Source organism: Aggregatibacter segnis (genome assembly GCF_003130075.1).
Taxonomy (GTDB): Bacteria; Pseudomonadota; Gammaproteobacteria; order Enterobacterales; family Pasteurellaceae; genus Aggregatibacter; species Aggregatibacter segnis_A.
Genome location: NZ_NRCW01000008.1, coordinates 1 through 19,577 on the forward strand (window position 1 = coordinate 1; position 19,577 = coordinate 19,577).

Consider the following 19,577-nt stretch of genomic DNA (forward strand, 5'->3'; position numbering starts at 1 on the left):
GAACTCAGAAGTGAAACGCCGTAATGCCGATGGTAGTGTGGGGCATCCCCATGTGAGAGTAGGTCACCGCCAAGCCTGATACGAACCCCTGATGTGAGAGCATCGGGGGTTTTTGCTTTTTACAGCATAGGAATTTAGTCGTATTAAAAAAGAATAGAAGAAAACTGACAATAAACTATAAATGGCTGAGATAAACCATAAGAAAACCGCACTGAGATTTTTATCTAAAGTGCGGTTTTATTTTTTTCTATTTTTATTGCTTTATCATTTTCTTTAACTGATACAAATAGGCCAATGCCTGTTTTGGACTTAATTCATCCGGATCTAATTCTTGTAACATATTCAATAACATCTCCTTATTTTCATCTTCCGCCTGATCAAATGTTAATTCACCTTGGCGTTGATTTAATAAACGAAGATCCTGAATCTGTTGGTTGGCGTTTTGCTGTGACAGTTTTTCTAATTGTGCCAGTTTTTGTTTGGCAAGCTTGATAACCTGTTGCGGTACTCCTGCTAAGGCGGCGACAGCAAGACCGTAACTTTTGCTGGCAGCACCTTTCTGCACGGCATGCATGAAAGCAATGGTGTCATTATGCTCAATGGCATCTAAATGAATATTACCTATGCCTCGTACCTGTTCCGGCAGTACGGTGAGCTCAAAATAGTGGGTGGCGAATAAGGTTAAAGAACGAATTTTCTTCGCCAACCACTCAGCACAAGCCCAGGCGAGGGACAAACCGTCATAAGTGGAGGTTCCACGGCCGATTTCATCAATTAACACCAAACTTTTGTCTGTCGCTTGATGCAGAATATTCGCCATTTCCGTCATTTCCACCATGAAGGTTGAACGCCCTGAAGCAAGATCATCAGAAGCGCCGATACGGGTAAAAATACGATCAATAGGGCCAATGACTGCACTGTCTGCCGGTACAAAACTGCCCATGTACGCCATTAAGGTAATCAGCGCCGTTTGACGCATATAGGTACTTTTACCGCCCATATTCGGGCCGGTGATAATGAGGAAATGTTGCTGTTCCGTAAGCTCTGTTGGGTTGGCAATAAACGGTTCTTTCAATACTTGCTCCACCACGGGGTGACGGCCATTTTGAATATGAATGCCCGTTTGTGCCGAGAAGGTCGGCGCCACATAGCTCAGACTTTCCGCCCGCTCCGCTAAATTGGTGAGCACATCCAATTCGGCTAATGCCAAACCGGCGAGCTGTAAGTCCCCCAAGTGCGGTAATAATTGGTCGAAAATTTCATCATATAGCTGCTTTTCCAGCGCCAAAGAAGCACCTTTTGCTTTCAACACCTTATCTTCATAGGTTTTCAATTCAGGAATGATATAACGTTCTGCATTTTTTAAGGTTTGACGGCGCACATAATGAATCGGCGCCTTATGGGCTTGCCCCTGGCTAATTTGAATGTAATAGCCGTGCACCGCATTGAAGCCTATTTTTAAGGTATCAATGCCGGTGTTTTCCCGTTCCCGCTGTTCCAGTTCTTCTAAATAACGGGTGGCACCCTCGGCTAATTCACGCCACTCATCCAATTCGGCGTTGTAGCTCGTCGCAATGACGCCACCATCACGAATTAACACCGGTGGGCTGTCAATAATCGCCCGTTGTAAAAGGTCAAATTGTGCGGAGAAATCACCTAGCTGCTGATAAAGTGCGGTCATTTTGGTGGATGTTTTTTCAGCCAACAGATTTTTTATATAAGGAATTTGTTCCAGCGCGGTACGCAAGCGGGTTAAATCACGCGGACGGGCGGTGCGTAACGCCACGCGCGTTAAAATGCGCTCCATGTCACCCACTTGTTGTAAATAAGGTTGCAAATCCGCCGCTAAATCCTGTTCTAAAATCACCCCAATGGCTTGTTGGCGTTGTTTGAGTTTTGCCACATCGCAAATCGGCTGATGAATCCAGCGTTTGAGCAAGCGACTGCCCATTGGGGTCACACATTTGTCTAATACGGCCGCCAACGTGTTTTCCGTACCGCCCGCCAGATTTTGAGTGAGCTCCAGATTGCGACGGGTTGCCGCGTCCAACTGAATATTTTCGCTGTGTTGAATGAGATGAATGCTTTGAATATGCGGCAAGGCGGTGCGTTGCATTTCGCGCGCGTATTGCAATAAACAACCGGCGGCACATAAACCCAGAATCGCTTTTTCCACACCAAATCCGCACAAGTCTTTGGTATTAAATTGATGGCAAAGCTGTTGAATTGCGGTTTTTAGCTCGAATTCCCAAATAGGGCGACGACGTAAACCTTTAGCGTGTTCAATGAGCTGAAAATCGGCAAAATTCTCACAATAAAGCAATTCTACCGGCGCGATGCGTTGTAATTCTGTTTGCAAATCCGCTTTGGATTGCGGTTCGCATAGCTGAAAACGACCGGACGTCATGTCTAATGTCGCCAAACCGAAATGATCTTTTTCCTGATACACGGCGGCAATGAGGTTGTCTTGTCGTTCCGGTAACAACGCTTCATCGCTCACCGTGCCCGGCGTGACAATGCGCACAATTTGGCGTTCAACAGGGCCTTTCGCCGTATTCGGATCACCGATTTGTTCACAAATGGCGACGGACTCCCCTAACTGTACCAACTTCGCTAAATAGCCTTCCACCGCGTGATAAGGTACACCTGCCATGGGAATCGGCTGCCCTGCAGACTGTCCGCGTTTGGTCAGCGAAATATCCAACAGTGCGGAGGCGCGTTTCGCATCGTCATAAAACAACTCGTAAAAATCGCCCATGCGATAAAACAACAAAATATCCGGATTCTCCGCTTTGAGTTGCAGATATTGTTTCATCATCGGCGTATGCTGTTCGAAATTTTCTTTTGACATCATGTGGTTATCTTATTCTGGCGATTATTGGGCGGTTTTCGTTGTAGCGGCACTTGGTTTACGGCGTTTCCCGATATTTTTACGATCTTGATGGCGCTGTTTAGCTTTTTTATCCGTTTTCTTTTGCGCTTCGCGTTTTTCTAATTTTTTCGCTTTTTGTTTTTTGCTGACGGTTTTGATTTCGCCGTCTTTCGGCGCTTTGGTACGCGGTTCCAAACCTTCAATCACACGGGCTTTCAGAATTTCTTGGGTATAACGCTTAATTTTGCCCAACAGACGATAATCGTGCGCTTCTACGAAAGACACTGCGGTGCCTTTTTTGCCGGCGCGCGCGGTACGCCCGATGCGGTGCAAATAAGTATCGGCGCTGTACGGTAAATCAAAATTCATAATGTGGCTGACGTCATCAATATCGATACCGCGTGCGGAGACATCCGTGGAAACCAATACCGTTACCACGCCGTTTTTCAGTTTATCGATAGCATTGTTGCGTTGGGTTTGCGCCATTTCGCCTTCCAGATACGTGCTGCGAATACCGCGTTTGCGCAGATTTTCCGCCAGTTCGCGCACATCTTCCCGACGACGTACGAACACAATGCCTTTGCTGACTTGTTCTTGCTCAATGAAACGCGCTAATAATTTGAATTTATGCTCATTACTGTCGGCGTGATAATACCACTGCTGAATTTTCTTCCGCTCACGTCGGCTCGGTTCTGCATCAATTTTCACCGGCTCGTTTAACGTGCGGTCGGCAAAATCTTCCAATAAATCCCCTTCAAGGGTTGCCGAGAACAACAACGTTTGCTTACGCCAACGGGTTTCTGCCGAGATTTTCTCCGCATCTTGCCCGAAGCCCATTTGCAACATTCTGTCCGCTTCGTCAAAAATCAGAATTTCTATTGCGCGGCAATCAAAATTTTCTTCTTTAATGTATTGCAACAAACGCCCCGGGGTCGCCACCACGATGTCTTGATTTTTATTGAAAATCTCACCGTGATTTTGATACGCCACACCACCGGTGATAGTTGCAATGCTGAGTTTGGTGAAGCAGGCAAGTTCTTCCGCCTGTTCCGCCACCTGCATGGCAAGTTCACGGGTTGGTGTAAGAATCAACACACGTGGCGCGCCCGGTTTACGGCGTGGATAATCCAACAAATGTTGAATCGCCGGTAGCAAAAACGCGGCGGTTTTTCCGGTGCCGGTCGGTGCTGACCCTAGGACATCAAAGCCCTCCATCGCGGCAGGAATGGTTTCCTGTTGGATGGCGGTAGGACGTTGGTAGCCTTTTTTCTGGAGGGCGTTGAGTAATTCAGGCGCGAGATCAAAATCTGCAAATTGAGTGAGGTTTGTCATTGGTATTTGTTGTTCATTAGCATTAAAATTGCGCCGAATTATACCGCACTTTGCCGTTAAAGTGCGGGCCTTTTTGACGGTGTTTTTCGATGAGTAATACGGGTTTTCGTTTTAAACAATTTCAGGTAAATCATGATCGCTGTGCTATGAAAGTGGGCACGGACGGCATTTTATTGGGCGCGTGGGCGGATGTGACGCAGGCAAAACAGATATTGGATTTAGGTAGCGGCAGCGGTTTAATCGCCTTAATGTTGGCTCAACGCAGTTCTGCCGAAAGCCGAATTTTTGCCGTAGAAATTGATCCTGCGGCGGCACAACAAGCCTGTGAAAATGTATTAATTTCACCGTGGAAGAATAAAATTCAGATGTATCAGCAGGATATAGATAGTTTTTGTACTCAAACAGCAGAGCGCTTCGACTTGATTGTCGCCAACCCACCCTATTTCCAAACAGGAGTAGATTGCCGTAATGAGGAGCGGAATACAGCCCGTTATTTTGCCGCACAAAGTCATTTACATTGGTTAGAGACCGCTGCTGCTTGCTTGGCACCCAAGGGAAAAATCAGTTTTGTGTTACCTTTTGACGCTGGAGAAACTTTGCTAAAAAGCACCGCACTTTATTGTGTTGCGCGTTGCGATGTCATTACTAAGCAAGGCAAAGCGCCACAACGTATGTTGTTGACCTTTGCCAAACAACCAGAAACATTGCGATATGACGAGTTGATTATTTACGACATACAAAATCAATATCACGCCGATTTTGTTGCATTGACGCAGGATTTTTATTTGAACTTCTAAAAACGCCATAAAAAAAACACCGCACTTTCTTTAAAAGTGCGGTGTTTTTCTTTGTTTCTTAGGCCTGTTTCATTAATTTCGTCCAGTTGTAATAACCGTATAACGAGTTCAATAAATAGGCACTATACATTAAATACATGGCTGGGGTTTCCGCCCATAAGGCAATGGAAAGGATATTTAACAAAATCCATAAAAGCCATTGTTCCCGGTAGCGTAAAATCATCAATAATTGAGCTGAAACAGTAATCACGGTGGTCAAACCGTCTAATCCAGTGGAGCTGCCGCCTGCCGCATTAAGGGCTTGCACGAACAATAACGTACCGACAATCACTGTGGTGGTTAGGATGAGCCAGCCTTGCAGTGTTAGTGATTTCGCAATAACGCTTTCTGCACCGCTCTTTTCTTGTTGCATATGGGTTTTCCACATGAAATAACCGATAAATTGCGCTGGGATATAAACATACAAGACGGTATTCATTTCGCCGATGAAATTCTCGCCCCATGCTACATAGAAGTAAGTGTAGGCAAAAATCAGCCCGAACAGATAATTACTGATTTTCCCTTTACTGACAAACACCACACAAATCACGCCGGCAATCCCGGAAATCATGGCTAAAGGCGATTGCGGATCTAATACAAAAGCAACAATTTGCGCCGCAATAAAGAGAAATAGCCAAAACACTTCAAAAGGTTTCCAGTCGGAAAAAAGTTCTTGTTTTATTTGATGTAAATACGGTTGTAGATTCATAGTCACCTCACAAATGGGATAAAGTGCGGTCATCTTAGGAAATATTTTTTAGAATGTAAAGGATTTGCTACGTTTTTGTGTTGCTGATCACAAAAAAGATGTCATCACGTTAAACATGAATGGCATCGTGTCATTTCTTTTTCAGCGTAACAGGGCTAAAATAGCACCTTTTTATCAGTAGAGAGAACATCATGACTTTTGCGATTGGGCAGCGTTGGATCAGTGAAACGGAAAATAATTTAGGCTTGGGGGTTATTCGTGCCGTAGATTTTCGGCAAGTGACAATTGATTTCCCTGCAGCACAAGAACAACGTATTTATTCGGTGCAAAACGCGCCGTTAAATCGTGTGCAATTTCGTATCGGTGATTTGATTCAACATGTAGAAGGTTGGCATGGCGAAGTGCTTAATGTGGCGGAAAATAATGGCTTGCTGTTCTATTTGGTACAACAAGAGGGCAAGGAAGACCGTGTCGTCAGTGAAATGGAGCTGGCTCATCGCATTTCTTTTTGCCGACCGCAAGAACGTCTGTTTTCCGCACAGATTGATCGTAACGACCATTTCGTGTTGCGTTACCAAGTGTTGCAATACCAAAAAGCGCAATTTCAATCGCCTTTGCGGGGCTTACGCGGTATCCGCGTCGGGCTGATACCTCATCAATTACACATTGCGAAAGAAGCCGGGCAGCGTATTGCACCACGTGTGTTGTTGGCCGATGAAGTGGGTTTAGGTAAAACGATTGAAGCCGGCATGATTTTGCAGCAGCAATTATTTGCCGAAAAGGTACGCCGCGTGCTGGTTATTGTGCCGGAAACGTTGCAACATCAATGGTTGGTCGAAATGTTGCGTCGTTTTAATTTACATTTTTCGCTGTTTGACGAAGAACGTTGCGCGGATTTTGCCGCGATAGAAGAGCAAGAAGAAGTGAATCCGTTTACCACCGAATCCATGATTATTTGTGCCTTGGATTGGTTGGTGCAAACGCCAAAACGGGTACAACAAATTTTGGCGGCCGGTTTTGATATGCTCATTGTCGATGAAGTGCATCATTTGGTGTATGACGAAGTCAATCCAAGTTTGGAATATCAGTTAGTGCAACAACTGACACAACAGATTCCCGCCGTGTTATTACTCACAGCCACACCGGAGCAGCTTGGTCAGCAAAGTCATTTTGCCCGTTTGAATTTATTGGACCCACATCGTTTCCACGACTATCAGGCTTTTTTAAAGGAACAGCAAAATTATCAGCCGATTGCTGAAGCCACACAGGCATTACTGGAGAATCGCCCATTAAATGTGGATGAAAAGCGTACGATTTCCTTGTTGTTGGCTAAGTCGATTAATTTTGAAACCGGCAATAAGGCGAAGTTAATTCAACAGCTTATCGACCGCCACGGCACCGGGCGTTTATTGTTCCGCAATACCCGTCAAAGCGTACAAGGCTTCCCGAAAAGGGTGTATCACCCTATTGCCTTATCTCAGCCGAAGCAATATGAAAATGCAGTGAAAACGCTCCTTGCCTTTGGTGAAAATCCGTTGCAATGCGCGCTTTATCCTGAACATTTTCTGCGAGAACTTAACGCCAATATGGCATGGTGGGAATTTGACCCACGTGTGCAATGGCTGATAGATTTTTTAAAACAACATCGACAGGAAAAAGTGTTGGTGATTTGTCGTTATGCAGATACGGCAATTCAGCTGGAACAAATTCTGCGAGAAAAAGAAGGCATTCGTAGTGCGGTATTTCACGAAAAAATGTCTATTGTGGAACGCGATCGTGCGGCGGCGTATTTTACCCAACAAGAAAATGGTGCACAGGTGCTACTCAGTTCCGGGATCGGCTCTGAGGGGCGAAACTTCCAATTTGCCTGCCATTTGGTGCTGTTTAATTTGCCGGAAAATCCTGATTTGTTAGAGCAGTGCATCGGGCGTTTGGATCGCATTGGACAAACGCGAGAAATTCAAATTTATCAGCCGTATTTTGCCGACAGTGCGCAAGCGATGTTGGCTGATTGGTATCACTTGGGCTTAAATGCCTTCAATGAGACATGCCCGATGGGTGCCTTGTTGTTCGAACAGTTTGCCGAAGCCTTGCAAAAAACGTTGAAAAATCCGACCGCACTTGACGCTCGTCAGGACTTAATTAAGCGTACTCAAGAGGAGCGGTTACGCCTGAAGCAGCTGTTGGAACAAGGGCGTGATTTGTTGTTGGAGCTCAATTCTAATGGTGGTGAGGCAGCGAAGCAGCTGGCACAAGACATTGCTGGGCAAGATGGCAGTCAGGAGTTAGTCAATTTTGCCTTGAATCTGTTTGATGTCATCGGTGTGGAACAGGAAGATTTAGGTGAGCAATCCATCGTCATCACGCCCACAGGCACGATGCTTATGCCCGATTTCCCGGGCTTGAAAGAGGAAGGTGTCACGGTCACTTTCGACCGTCAATTGGCGTTGGCGCGTGAGGAGTTGGAATTCCTCACTTGGGATCATCCGATGATTTACCACGGCATTGATTTAATCACTTCCGGTGACATTGGCAAAAGCGCCGTGGCGTTGTTGGTGAATAAAAATCTGCCGTCAGGCACGCTGTTGCTAGAGCTGATTTATGTGGTAGAAAGCCAAGCGCCACAAGGGTTACAATTAACCCGATTCTTACCGCCAACACCGATTCGCCTGTTGCTGGATAATCGCGGTAATGATTTGGCACCGCAGGTGGCATTTGACACATTACAACGCAAATTGAAGCCGATGGAACGTAATGTGGCGAATAAAATTGTGAAAATGCTGCGTCCGAGCATTGAAGGGCTAATTGCCCAAGGTGAGCGTTTGGTGGTGGCGCAAAGTGAGCAGATTATCAATGCCGCACAGCAAGAAGCCGAGCAGCAATTGGATGCAGAACTCAACCGATTAATTGCGTTACAAAAAGTGAATAAAAACATTCGCGCCGATGAAATTCACACGTTAGAACGTCAACGCACCCAAATTTTACAGCTGTTACAACAGGCAACCTGGCGTTTAGATTGCTTGCGAGTGATTGTGAGTAATAAGGAATAAATATGGCCCTGATTGAATATAATCCGCCGCAAGAACCTTGGCTGGATTTGGTGTATCGCGATGATTATATTGCGGTGGTGAACAAGCCAAGCGGCCTACTTTCAGTACCGGGCAATCAGCCGCAATATTACGACAGCGCGATGTCGCGGGTGAAAGAAAAGTACGGTTTTTGTGAACCGGCACATCGACTCGACATGGCCACCAGCGGGATTTTGTTGTTTGCTTTGAGTAAAGCGGCCGATCGCGAGTTAAAACGCCAATTTCGTGAACGTGAACCGAAAAAATATTATCAAGCGCTGGTTTGGGGACATCTGGAGCAAGATCATGGTGTGGTGGAATTGCCACTGATTTGTGATTGGGAAAATCGCCCACGGCAAAAAATTTGCTTTGAACGAGGCAAAAGAGCGGTCACTTTTTACGATGTTTTACAACGTTATCCCAATAATACGACACGCGTAAAACTTACGCCGATTACAGGGCGTTCCCATCAATTACGCTTGCACATGCTGGCACTTGGGCATCCGATTTTAGGTGATAAATTCTACGCACATCCACAAGCCAAAGCGTTATCGCCTCGCCTCTGCTTGCACGCGGAAAGCCTGCAGATTCAACATCCGATTACCGGAGAAACGATGGAATTCACCGCGCCAGTCGGTTTTTAATAAAAAAGTGCGGTGAAAAAATAAGGTATTTTTTCACCGCACTTTAACTGTGATTCAACGATAAGCTGAGCTTATAAAATCACATCTAATTTGTCATAGGCACGACGGGCTTTTTCTAAGGCTTTTTCAACGCTGATGTCGCGTGTCAAAATCACCCCTAAACGACGATGGCCATTCACTTCGCCTTTACCAAAAATGCGTAAGTTGGTTTGTGGTTCGGCAAGTACCTGCGCCAAGTTAGCAAATTGTACTTGTTTGGATTTACCTTCCACCACAATGGCTTTAGAGGCGGACGGGCTGATGAAATCGATGCTTGGAATCGGCAAGCCTAAAATGGCACGAGCGTGCAAGGCGAACTGTGATAACTCTTGTGAGATCATGGTCACCATACCGGTATCGTGTGGACGCGGGGAGACTTCGTTAAAAATCACGTCGTCGCCACGCACAAACATTTCCACACCAAAAATCCCACGACCACCTAATGCACCAGTGATTTTCTCCGCGATGTCTTGCGCTTTTTTCAATGCAGTTTCCGACATGGCTTGTGGTTGCCAAGATTCACGATAATCGCCATCGACTTGAATGTGTCCGATTGGCGCAAGGAACGAAGTACCATTCACATGGCGTACGGTGAGCTGGGTAATTTCGTAATCAAATTTAATGAACCCTTCCACAATGACGCGTCCGGCACCGGCACGTCCGCCTTCTTGGGCGTAATCCCATGCGGATTGGATTTGATCGAGGGTACGAATAACGCTTTGCCCATGACCGGAGGAGGACATAATCGGTTTGACTACGCACGGAACACCGATTTTTTCGACCGCACTTTTGAAGTCGTCAAAGTTGTCTACGAATTCATAAGGTGAGGTTGGCAAGCCCAATTCTTCCGAGGCTAAACGACGAATGCCTTCGCGGTTCATGGTCAGCTTCGTGGCTTTGGCGGTCGGGATAACGGTGAAACCTTCTTGTTCCAGTTCAAGTAAAGTATCGGTGGCGATAGCTTCCACTTCCGGCACGATAAAATCAGGACGTTCCTTTTCCACAATGGCGCGTAATGCCGCACCATCCAACATGGAAATGGTGTAAGCACGGTGTGCTACTTGCTGTGCGGGGGCGTTTTCATAGCGATCTACTGCAATCACTTCAACACCTAAACGTTGTAATTCAATGACAACTTCTTTGCCCAATTCACCCGCACCAAGCATCATTACTTTCAGTGCTTTTGGGGTTAATGGCGTGCCGATTGTGGTCATGGGGGGCTCCTTATTGTTTGAGTAGGCTTTCGTCTAAGGTTAAGTCTTCGTTTTTATTCACGCCGATACCGCGTTCTAATACGTTTTGTGCGATTTGATGTGCTTCATCCAAAGAATGTTCGGTGTATGTACCGCATTGGTATTCATTCAGTTCAGGAATTTCACGTTGATTTTTCACATTGAGAATATCCTGCATGGAGGCCGCCCAAGCCTGTGCAACTTGAGTCTCATTTGGGGTGCCGATTAAGGACATATAAAAACCGGTGCGGCAACCCATCGGCGAAATATCGATAATTTCGACATCTTGACTATTGAGATGATCACGCATGAAACCGGCAAATAAATGTTCTAGTGTGTGAATGCCCTTCGGTGGCAAATTTTCCTTATTGGGAATGGTAAAACGCAAGTCAAAAACAGTGATGTTGTCTCCTTTTGGAGTTTGCATTATTTTGGCAATTCGCACAGCTGGCGCATTCATGCGGGTGTGGTCAACTTTGAAACTATCAAGTAATGGCATTTATTTTTCCTCAAATGGAGTGGTTTTTGTTTATAAAATAATCAATTGATACTTTTTTCGAGATTTTTTAAATTATTTACGAACTTTTTTCGCTATACTGCTGTCATAGATAACGAGCAACTTGCAGTTGTTTTAATAAAATTGGTTCCTTAGGTTATTCGCCTCTCCTCGTGAGAGGCATTTTTTTAGCCATTCTACCGTAAAATGGCCTTATTTAAAGAACGGCAACACCCAAAAATAATAAAAAAACGTACCGCACTATTTTTCCCAGTGTCATAAAAATCAGACACGCCACCCAATTTAATCTCAACCAGCCTGCCACGGTACAAAATACATCACCGACGATCGGTAACCAGCTAAAAAATAACATCACACTGCCGTAACGTTGTGTTTTTTCTAATACCCAAGTGAGTTTTGCATTTTGTGGCGGTGTATTAAAAGTGGGGAGCCAGCGCCCAAGCGCATAGGTGGTCAGACTTCCCAGCGTGTTTCCGGCGACGGCAATCCACAGTAGGCTTTGAATATCCACAGAAAAATAAGGGGATCCTGCCCATAAAAGCGGTGTGATGAGGGTGACAAAAATAATTTCAGAATTACCGGGAAGGACAGTCGCGCTGAGAAAAGCGCTGGCGAACATAATCCACAATCGATGCTCGCCAAATAAGGCGAACCACCCATCCCAGCTAAAAAGATCAAACATGATTAAATGTGCGGAAAATAAGCGCGTAAGTCATTTTCATGATCTGCTGTGATTGCGCATTGATAATCACGAATTACCTCGTATTAATTTGTTGACCCGAACATCAAACACATCCATGCCGGCGCGTAATCCGGCTTGGATGCCAAAATCGCCATCTTCAAAGACTAAGCAACGTTGTGGTTTGGCTTGAATCAGTTCGGCGCAACGTAAAAAGGTGTCCGGCGCGGGTTTATGATTTTGAATATCTTCGGCAGTCACGATGGCGGAGAAATATTTCTCAAAATCGAATTTGTCTAACAAAATTTTTGCAATAGTGCGGTGAGAGCCTGTGCCTAATGCCAAAGGTTTTTTATTATAAAATGCGCGAACAATATTGGCGGCTGGCAGCAATGTGGCATGTTGCATAATCAGTTTTTTGCCATATTCTCTTTTTAATTCAATGACATCCTCTAACTTATCTAAAGGCATGGCATAGCGTTTCATCATTTCTAGCGCAATAGTTCTTACCGGTGCTCCGCCCATTTCATATAACAGGTTGCCATCAAACGGATAACCATAATGTTGCCCGACCATTTCCCATGCTTTGGCATGGCTAGGCATGGTGTCGATGACGGTGCCGTCCATATCAAAAATTAAGCCGTCATACTGATTTATTACTTCATTATCTAACATGTTGCTTTCCGAATTACCTTAATAAAATGAGAGGGGAGTTATTTTGCTACAATTTTGTGATCAATGCACCGTTTAATTCATCGCGATTCGGTTATACTTGGGCAACTTTTTTGAGAGCGAGAAGAATGGATCTTCAACAACGACTTTGGGCATTTCAAGTCCGAGAATTAATTGACGAACATATTGTGCAAATCGTGCTGAATGTGCGTTGTCATTTGCAACAAGATTGGCGGGTAGATGTTGAAACCGAGCAGGTAAAAATGATGTTGGTGCACATTGCCAGTGCCTTGGGGCGGATTCAACGTGGCCATTGTGTTTCGCCGTTGTATGCCGATTTTTTGGAGGAAATTCAAAGTGCGGTGGTTTTTCCACAAGTTTTGCAAATTCACCAAAAGATATTGAAATTAATTCCGTTGGCGATTCCCGAAGAAGAACAAACGTATTTTTTGGCAAACGTGTACGGATTAGTATTGGATCAACCACAGGTGTTAGAACGGCTTCGTTAAAAATACACGAAAAAACGACCGCACTTTTGGTTGTTCTAGAAAATGAGTTGGAGATTATAAAGAAGTGAAATGGCGCACCCGAAAGGATTCGAACCTTTGACCGCTCGGTTCGTAGCCGAGTACTCTATCCAGCTGAGCTACGGGTGCGTAGTTGGTGTTTAATTTGCTCAAACCATTTTAAACAATAGAGTCGATTTAAAATGGCGCACCCGAGAGGATTCGAACCTCTGACCGCTCGGTTCGTAGCCGAGTACTCTATCCAGCTGAGCTACGGGTGCGAGACAAATTAAACAAATGGCGGTGAGAGAGGGATTCGAACCCTCGATGGAGTTTTTGACCCCATACTCCCTTAGCAGGGGAGCGCCTTCAGCCTACTCGGCCATCTCACCACAATCGGTTTGTGGGCGGTATAATACGGGTTTATGACAATAAGTCAAATTATTTTTTCCGAAAAGTGCTTGAAATCAAGTTAGTTGTGCGATTTCTCGACAACTTCAAGTATCCCCTTCGCTGATTATTTCCCGCGTAAAATCGCCCGTAAATTGGCAATATGGCTTTGTGTTTTCGCTTGTTGCTGTTCGGCACTTAACGGCGGTTTATCCCGTTCCCATTGCAAATCGTTTTCCGGCAACTCCAGTAAGAATCGGCTTGGCTCCGGACGAATCAATTCGCCGAACTGGCGTCGTTCTTTGCACAACGAAAACCACAGATTCTGCTGCGCACGCGTAATGCCCACATACGCCAAACGGCGTTCTTCTTCCACGTTGTCTTCGTCAATACTGGTTTGATGCGGCAAAATGCCTTCTTCCATACCGATTAAAAACACATGCGGAAATTCTAGCCCTTTGGAGGCATGAAGCGTCATTAATTGTACCTGATCGCTGTCGTCTTCCTCTTCTCCTCGTTCCAGCATATCGCGTAAGGTTAAGCGGGTAACGATCTGATTGAGGTTCATCGGCTCGTTAAATTCATCGCCTTTGAGCATATCAGCAACCCAATCAAACAACGTTGCCACGTTTTTACTCTGCATTTCTGCCGCTTTTGGACTGGTGGCGTATTCGTATAAATATTCTTCATAATGTAACGAAGCAAGCATGGAGCGCACAGCGCGTTCAGGTTCGGAACGTTGTATTTCATCATTCAATTCCACAATCCAACGGGCGAATTTTTGCAACGCATCATAGGCTTTCGGGGTGACCCTCTGAATCAGCTCAAAATCAAAAATTGCTTCAAATAAGCTGACATGTTTTTCTTGTGCCAGCGAACCCAATTTTTCCAGCGTTGCCGTACCGATTTCTCGTTTTGGTGTGTTCACAATGCGTAAAAACGCTGCATCATCATCTTGATTTACCACCAAACGCAAATACGCCATCATATCTTTAATTTCCGCACGGGAGAAAAAGGATGTGCCGCCGGAGATTTTGTATGGAATGCGGTTTTGCATCAGAATTTTTTCCAGCAAGCGCGATTGGTGGTTGCCACGATACAAAATGGCATAATCACGATAATGGGTTTTAGCGATAAAACGGTGAGCAATGAGTTCGCTCACAACACGTTCTGCCTCATGTTCTTCGTTTTTCGCTTCAATAATTTGTAACTTTTCTCCTTCCCCTAACTTGGAAAAGAGTTTTTTGTCGAAAACATGATCATTGTTATCGATGAGGATATTGGCGCAATGCAAAATGCGTTGGCTAGAACGGTAATTTTGTTCCAGTTTAATCACCTGTAACGCCGGAAAATCATCGCGTAATCGCACCATATTCTGTGGTCGCGCACCACGCCAAGAATAAATAGATTGATCGTCATCACCCACCACCGTGAAACGTGCACGATCGCCCACTAACAACTTAATCAACTCATATTGGCTGGTATTGGTGTCTTGGTATTCATCCACCAACAGATAGCGAATTTTCTCCTGCCATTTGGACCGCACTTCGGCGTTCTGTTTGAACAGTAGGGTCGGCAACATAATCAAATCATCAAAATCCAAAGCATTGTAGGCACGCAGTTGTTTGTTATAGCGGTCGTAACAATGAGCGAAGGTTTGTTCTTGCTTATCACGCGCCAATGTCATCGCTTGTTGTGGGCTAGATAAGTCATTCTTCCAATTAGAAATGCGATTGATCAGCGTACGCAGTAAATCTTTATCTTCCTGCAACAGGTCAGCGGTGAGTTCCTTTAACAGCGCCATTTGATCATGCTCGTCAAACAACGTCATATTGGCTTTAAAACCTAAGTGCTTATATTCACGCTTAATAATGTCAAAACCGAGGGTGTGAAAGGTGGATACAATTAGCCCTTTGGAGGATTCCTTACCGATAGACTGTGCCACGCGTTCTTTCATTTCGCGAGCGGCTTTGTTGGTGAAGGTGACGGCGGCGATTTGCTTTGGAAGATAACCACACTTGCGAATGAGATGAGCAATTTTATTGATGATGACGCGCGTTTTTCCAGAGCCTGCACCGGCTAAAACGAGGCAAGGACCGGACACATATTCCACGGCTTGTTGTTGTTGCGGATTGAGTTTCATAGTCATTGATTATTCACTTTGCGACCACGCATAAGGCAATAACGCCGTATCCAACAGGAAGGACAAGGGCACATCCAAAATCGGCAAGCCCCAATGCTTTGCCATCTCGACATCGTATTTTGTGCCGGCATAAGGGCTATAAGGTTCTGTCGGATCCACGAGTTTTACCACGGTGCCACAGGCATTTGCGGTGAAAAGTGCAGTCGAAAAAAGCACTGTTTTTAAGGGTTGAAATTTCATAAGTGGGCGGATTTTACACCAAATAAGAAAAGATGTGGAAAGGTTTGCACAAGATTATTCGGGCAAAAAAATGCGCCGTTGGTTTTCCTTCGGCGCAATGTATTTAAAATCAATTTAAATTAGAAACGGTAAGACGCATTGGTGCTGAAAGTATTGCCTTTGAGGCTATCGCCACCAAATCTGTTACCGGTACGTAAGTATTCCAAACCTAATTCAAAGTTTGGCGCTAAGTTCGCTTTTACACCTGCACCTAAACCATAACCGGCTTTTGTTTCGGTGATTTTGGTGACAACTCTACCGTCAGTCGTTGTTGCATCAAATTTAACCACTTCTGCGCTTACTTTTGCATAAGGTAACACAGATGGGGTCGCACGGTAGCCAAGTAGATATCCTACGCCTAAACGGCCTTTTTGTTGTACTTTAGTGTCAGCATTGTCCACTAATGTAGAGTTGTGTGGTTTGAATTTACCTTCAACAATACCCACAACATTTTGTCCATGGTTGAAACCATAGTCCGCGATTAAATCTACGTTTGAGATGCGTTTTGCATGTTCGTATTTGGTTGTACCTACGCCAACACCTACGCCGAAACCGGTGAAATCAGATGCGACTGCGGAAGTTGAAGCAAGAACAACGGCGCTAAGTGCTAAAAGTGTTAATTTTTTCATGAGATCCTCTGCTGGATTGTATTAAAAACGGCCTGAGTATAGGCATTTTTTCTATAAGGATCAAGATCCTTTGGTGATATCAAGGATCTTGAAAGACGAAGTGTGGTCTGTTTTTTCGGTGTTTTTTAATCCCTTTTTTCATGGGGATTTCCCCATGCGCCCTTGGCCGATTTTCGCTATAATGCGACAACATTTTATCAACATCATGAGATGATTATGGCTCAAATTGCTGCAAATCCCCTTGTCCTCGTGGACGGTTCTTCTTATTTATACCGCGCCTTTCACGCTTTCCCTCCGCTCACTAATTCCAACGGAGAGCCGACAGGCGCCATGTATGGTGTGTTGAATATGCTGAAAAGCCTGATTTCTCAGGTGCAGCCAAGCCACATAGCGGTAGTGTTTGATGCCAAAGGCAAAACCTTCCGCGATGAAATGTTTGAGCAATATAAATCTCACCGTCCACCGATGCCGGACGATCTGCGTAAACAAATCCAGCCGTTGCATGACATGATCCTTGCCTTGGGTATTCCGCTGTTGGTGGTGGAAGGCGTTGAAGCGGACGACGTAATCGGCACGTTGGCACGCCAAGCGTCGCAAAACGGGCAAAAAGTACTGATCAGTACCGGCGACAAAGACATGGCGCAGCTGGTGGACGACAACATTATGTTGATTAACACCATGAACAACAGCCTGCTGGATCGTGATGGCGTGATTGAAAAATACGGTATTCCGCCAGAGTTGATTATTGATTATCTGGCGTTGATGGGCGACAGCTCCGACAACATTCCTGGTGTCTCAGGTGTCGGTGAAAAAACAGCGCTAGGGCTTTTGCTGGGCATCGGCAGCATGGCACAAATTTATGCCAATTTGGATAAAGTCGCCGAACTGCCGATTCGTGGTGCGAAGAAACTCGGAGAAAAATTGCTTGCTGAAAAAGACATGGCAGATTTGTCCTACGCGTTGGCAACCATCAAAACCGACGTGGCATTGGCATTTTCTCCGCAAGAACTTGTGCTTGGTGACAGCAACAATGACGCCTTAATCGAATATTTCGGGCGGTATGAATTCAAACGCTGGCTAGGCGAGGTGATGAACGGCACCAATTCTGTAACGCAACCGACGCAATCAGTGAAAATTAATCACTATCAAGCGACGCCGGCAGTCAAAACCGATGAAAGTGCGGTTGAAAACTCGGTTAAATTTAACATCGACCGCAGCCGCTATGAAAACATTCTGACTGAAGCGGATTTAGCCCGTTGGGTGGAAAAATTGAGTGCCGAGAAACTGATCTCGGTGGATACGGAAACCGACGGGCTGGATTATATGTCCGCCAATTTGGTCGGTATATCTTTTGCATTGGAAAATGGCGACGCAGCGTATTTACCGTTGCATTTGGATTATCTCGGTGCGCCAAAAACGTTGGAAAAAAGCACCGCACTTGCTGCCCTCAAACCCATTTTAGAGAACCCGAACATCGGGAAAATTGGGCAGAATCTCAAGTTTGATATGACTATTTTTGCCCGCAACGGCATTGCGTTGCAGGGCATTGAATTCGACACCATGTTGCTTTCTTACACCTTGGACAGCACCGGTCGACACAACATGGACGACCTAGCGAAACGCTATCTCGGACACCAAACCATCGGCTTTGAAGATATTGCCGGCAAAGGGAAAAATCAGCTGACGTTCAACCAAATCCCGCTAGAACAAGCGGGCGAATACGCGGCGGAAGATGCCGACGTGACCATGAAATTGCAACAAGTGTTGTGGGAAAAACTTCAGTCGCAACCCAGTTTGGTGGAACTCTATCAATCCATCGAATTGCCGTTGCTCGGCGTGTTGTCGCGCATGGAGCGTTGTGGCGTACTGATTGATTCTGATGCGCTGTTCTTGCAGTCCAACGAAATTACCGAAAGATTGACCGCACTTGAAATGCAGGCGTACGAACTGGCAGGACAACCGTTCAATTTGGCGTCCACGAAACAGTTGCAAGACATTCTGTTCGATAAACTCGGCTTGCCGGTGTTGCAAAAAACCCCGAAAGGCGCGCCGTCCACCAATGAAGAAGTGTTGGAGGAACTGGCGTACAGCCACGAATTGCCGAAAGTGTTGGTGGAACATCGCGGTTTGAGCAAACTGAAATCCACTTACACCGACAAATTGCCGCAAATGGTGAACCCGCAAACCGGGCGCGTGCACACCTCTTACCATCAAGCCGTAACGGCAACTGGGCGGCTTTCTTCCAGTGATCCGAATTTGCAGAATATTCCGATTCGTAACGAGGAAGGACGCCGCATTCGCCAAGCCTTTATTGCACGCGACGGTTATAAAATTATCGCCGCCGACTATTCCCAAATTGAGCTGCGCATTATGGCGCATTTGTCCAACGACGCGGGTTTGATTAACGCGTTCGCACAAGGTAAAGACATTCACCGCTCCACCGCGGCGGAGATTTTTGGTTTGCCGTTGGAACAGGTGACGAGCGAACAACGCCGCAACGCGAAAGCCATTAACTTCGGCTTGATTTATGGCATGTCCTCTTTCGGACTTTCCCGTCAGCTTGGGATTTCCCGCGCGGATGCGCAACGCTACATGGATTTGTATTTCCAACGTTACCCGGGCGTGCAAACCTTCATGCACGACATCCGTGAAAAAGCGAAAGCACAAGGCTATGTGGAAACCTTGTTTGGACGACGCTTGTATTTGCCGGAAATCAATTCTTCCAACGCCATGCGTCGTAAAGGTGCGGAACGGGTGGCGATTAACGCGCCGATGCAAGGCACCGCTGCCGACATCATTAAACGCGCCATGATTAAACTAGATGAAATCACGCGTGATGATCCGGATATTCATATGATTATGCAGGTGCACGATGAATTGGTATTTGAAGTGCGGTCGGAAAAAATCGCGTTTTTCAGCGAGCTCATCAAACAACACATGGAAGCTGCCGCCGAACTTGTGGTGCCACTGATTGTGGATGTTGGCGTGGGCGAGAATTGGGACGAAGCCCACTAACGTTAAGGAGAGAGC

At 45.7% G+C, this 19,577-nt stretch carries 15 protein-coding genes, 3 tRNA genes and 1 rRNA gene; 6 read left to right on the top strand and 13 right to left on the bottom strand.

The genetic code is table 11. The features are described 5' to 3' along the window. Positions 1–75: ribosomal RNA gene (rrf, locus tag DK415_RS09590) — 5S ribosomal RNA — on the top strand; the annotation flags it as partial. A 178-nt stretch (positions 76–253) separates the two neighbouring features. Here rrf and mutS read toward each other — a convergent pair. Together mutS and srmB are read right to left on the bottom strand one after the other, a co-directional pair. Beyond that, positions 254–2,854: a DNA mismatch repair protein MutS gene (gene mutS, locus DK415_RS08335; protein ID WP_109433231.1), complete on the bottom strand. Its 2,601-nt coding sequence runs from the start codon at positions 2,852–2,854 to the stop codon at positions 254–256. Between the two features lie 21 nt (positions 2,855–2,875). Further along, positions 2,876–4,204, bottom strand: coding sequence for an ATP-dependent RNA helicase SrmB (gene srmB / locus DK415_RS08340; protein WP_109433232.1), 1,329 nt, complete (start codon positions 4,202–4,204; stop codon positions 2,876–2,878). 89 nt (positions 4,205–4,293) lie between these two features. Between srmB and DK415_RS08345 the strand changes: the two genes are divergently transcribed. Next, on the top strand, positions 4,294–5,001 hold the full coding sequence (locus tag DK415_RS08345; protein WP_109433233.1) for a tRNA1(Val) (adenine(37)-N6)-methyltransferase: 708 nt from the start codon (positions 4,294–4,296) through the stop codon (positions 4,999–5,001). A gap of 58 nt (positions 5,002–5,059) precedes the next feature. Here the strand turns inward: DK415_RS08345 and pnuC are convergent, their stop codons facing one another. Next, on the bottom strand, positions 5,060–5,749 hold the full coding sequence (gene pnuC, locus DK415_RS08350) for a nicotinamide riboside transporter PnuC (protein ID WP_109433234.1): 690 nt from the start codon (positions 5,747–5,749) through the stop codon (positions 5,060–5,062). Positions 5,750–5,940: 191 nt separating this feature from the next. Between pnuC and rapA the strand changes: the two genes are divergently transcribed. Both rapA and rluA read left to right on the top strand, forming a co-directional pair. Then, on the top strand, positions 5,941–8,799 hold the full coding sequence (gene rapA, locus DK415_RS08355) for an RNA polymerase-associated protein RapA (RefSeq protein ID WP_109433235.1): 2,859 nt from the start codon (positions 5,941–5,943) through the stop codon (positions 8,797–8,799). Between the two features lie 2 nt (positions 8,800–8,801). After that, positions 8,802–9,461: a bifunctional tRNA pseudouridine(32) synthase/23S rRNA pseudouridine(746) synthase RluA gene (gene rluA, locus DK415_RS08360; protein WP_048750592.1), complete on the top strand. Its 660-nt coding sequence runs from the start codon at positions 8,802–8,804 to the stop codon at positions 9,459–9,461. A gap of 71 nt (positions 9,462–9,532) precedes the next feature. Here the strand turns inward: rluA and purT are convergent, their stop codons facing one another. From purT to DK415_RS08380, 4 genes are all read right to left on the bottom strand, one after another. Further along, the gene (gene purT, locus DK415_RS08365) at positions 9,533–10,714 is read right to left on the bottom strand and encodes a formate-dependent phosphoribosylglycinamide formyltransferase (protein WP_109433236.1); all 1,182 of its coding nucleotides are present in this window, start codon (positions 10,712–10,714) and stop codon (positions 9,533–9,535) included. A gap of 10 nt (positions 10,715–10,724) precedes the next feature. Next, on the bottom strand, positions 10,725–11,231 hold the full coding sequence (luxS, locus tag DK415_RS08370; protein WP_109433237.1) for an S-ribosylhomocysteine lyase: 507 nt from the start codon (positions 11,229–11,231) through the stop codon (positions 10,725–10,727). Between the two features lie 214 nt (positions 11,232–11,445). Next, complete coding sequence (locus tag DK415_RS08375) at positions 11,446–11,931, bottom strand: YqaA family protein (RefSeq protein WP_109433238.1); 486 nt, start codon at positions 11,929–11,931, stop codon at positions 11,446–11,448. A gap of 66 nt (positions 11,932–11,997) precedes the next feature. Beyond that, on the bottom strand, positions 11,998–12,603 hold the full coding sequence (locus tag DK415_RS08380) for a beta-phosphoglucomutase family hydrolase (protein ID WP_109433239.1): 606 nt from the start codon (positions 12,601–12,603) through the stop codon (positions 11,998–12,000). Between the two features lie 125 nt (positions 12,604–12,728). On the opposite strand from DK415_RS08380, the gene DK415_RS08385 reads away from it, so the two are divergent. Further along, a complete protein-coding gene (locus DK415_RS08385; protein WP_109433240.1) occupies positions 12,729–13,109 on the top strand; it encodes a PRD domain-containing protein in 381 nt (126 codons plus the stop codon). A gap of 70 nt (positions 13,110–13,179) precedes the next feature. Here DK415_RS08385 and DK415_RS08390 read toward each other — a convergent pair. The 6 genes from DK415_RS08390 to DK415_RS08415 all read right to left on the bottom strand — a co-directional run bounded on the left by DK415_RS08390 (position 13,180) and on the right by DK415_RS08415 (position 16,547). Then, a tRNA-Arg gene (locus DK415_RS08390) sits at positions 13,180–13,256 on the bottom strand. Between the two features lie 54 nt (positions 13,257–13,310). Then, positions 13,311–13,387, bottom strand: a tRNA-Arg gene (locus DK415_RS08395). A 17-nt stretch (positions 13,388–13,404) separates the two neighbouring features. Continuing rightward, positions 13,405–13,498, bottom strand: a tRNA-Ser gene (locus tag DK415_RS08400). 125 nt (positions 13,499–13,623) lie between these two features. Further along, complete coding sequence (gene rep / locus DK415_RS08405) at positions 13,624–15,639, bottom strand: DNA helicase Rep (protein WP_109433281.1); 2,016 nt, start codon at positions 15,637–15,639, stop codon at positions 13,624–13,626. A gap of 9 nt (positions 15,640–15,648) precedes the next feature. Continuing rightward, the gene (locus tag DK415_RS08410) at positions 15,649–15,879 is read right to left on the bottom strand and encodes a YceK/YidQ family lipoprotein (protein ID WP_109433241.1); all 231 of its coding nucleotides are present in this window, start codon (positions 15,877–15,879) and stop codon (positions 15,649–15,651) included. A 119-nt stretch (positions 15,880–15,998) separates the two neighbouring features. Further along, positions 15,999–16,547 (bottom strand): outer membrane protein, encoded by a 549-nt coding sequence (locus DK415_RS08415; RefSeq protein WP_109433242.1) that lies wholly within the window; start codon positions 16,545–16,547, stop codon positions 15,999–16,001. A gap of 216 nt (positions 16,548–16,763) precedes the next feature. Between DK415_RS08415 and polA the strand changes: the two genes are divergently transcribed. Beyond that, a complete protein-coding gene (polA, locus tag DK415_RS08420) occupies positions 16,764–19,562 on the top strand; it encodes a DNA polymerase I (RefSeq protein WP_109433243.1) in 2,799 nt (932 codons plus the stop codon). Positions 19,563–19,577: the final 15 nt, after the last annotated feature.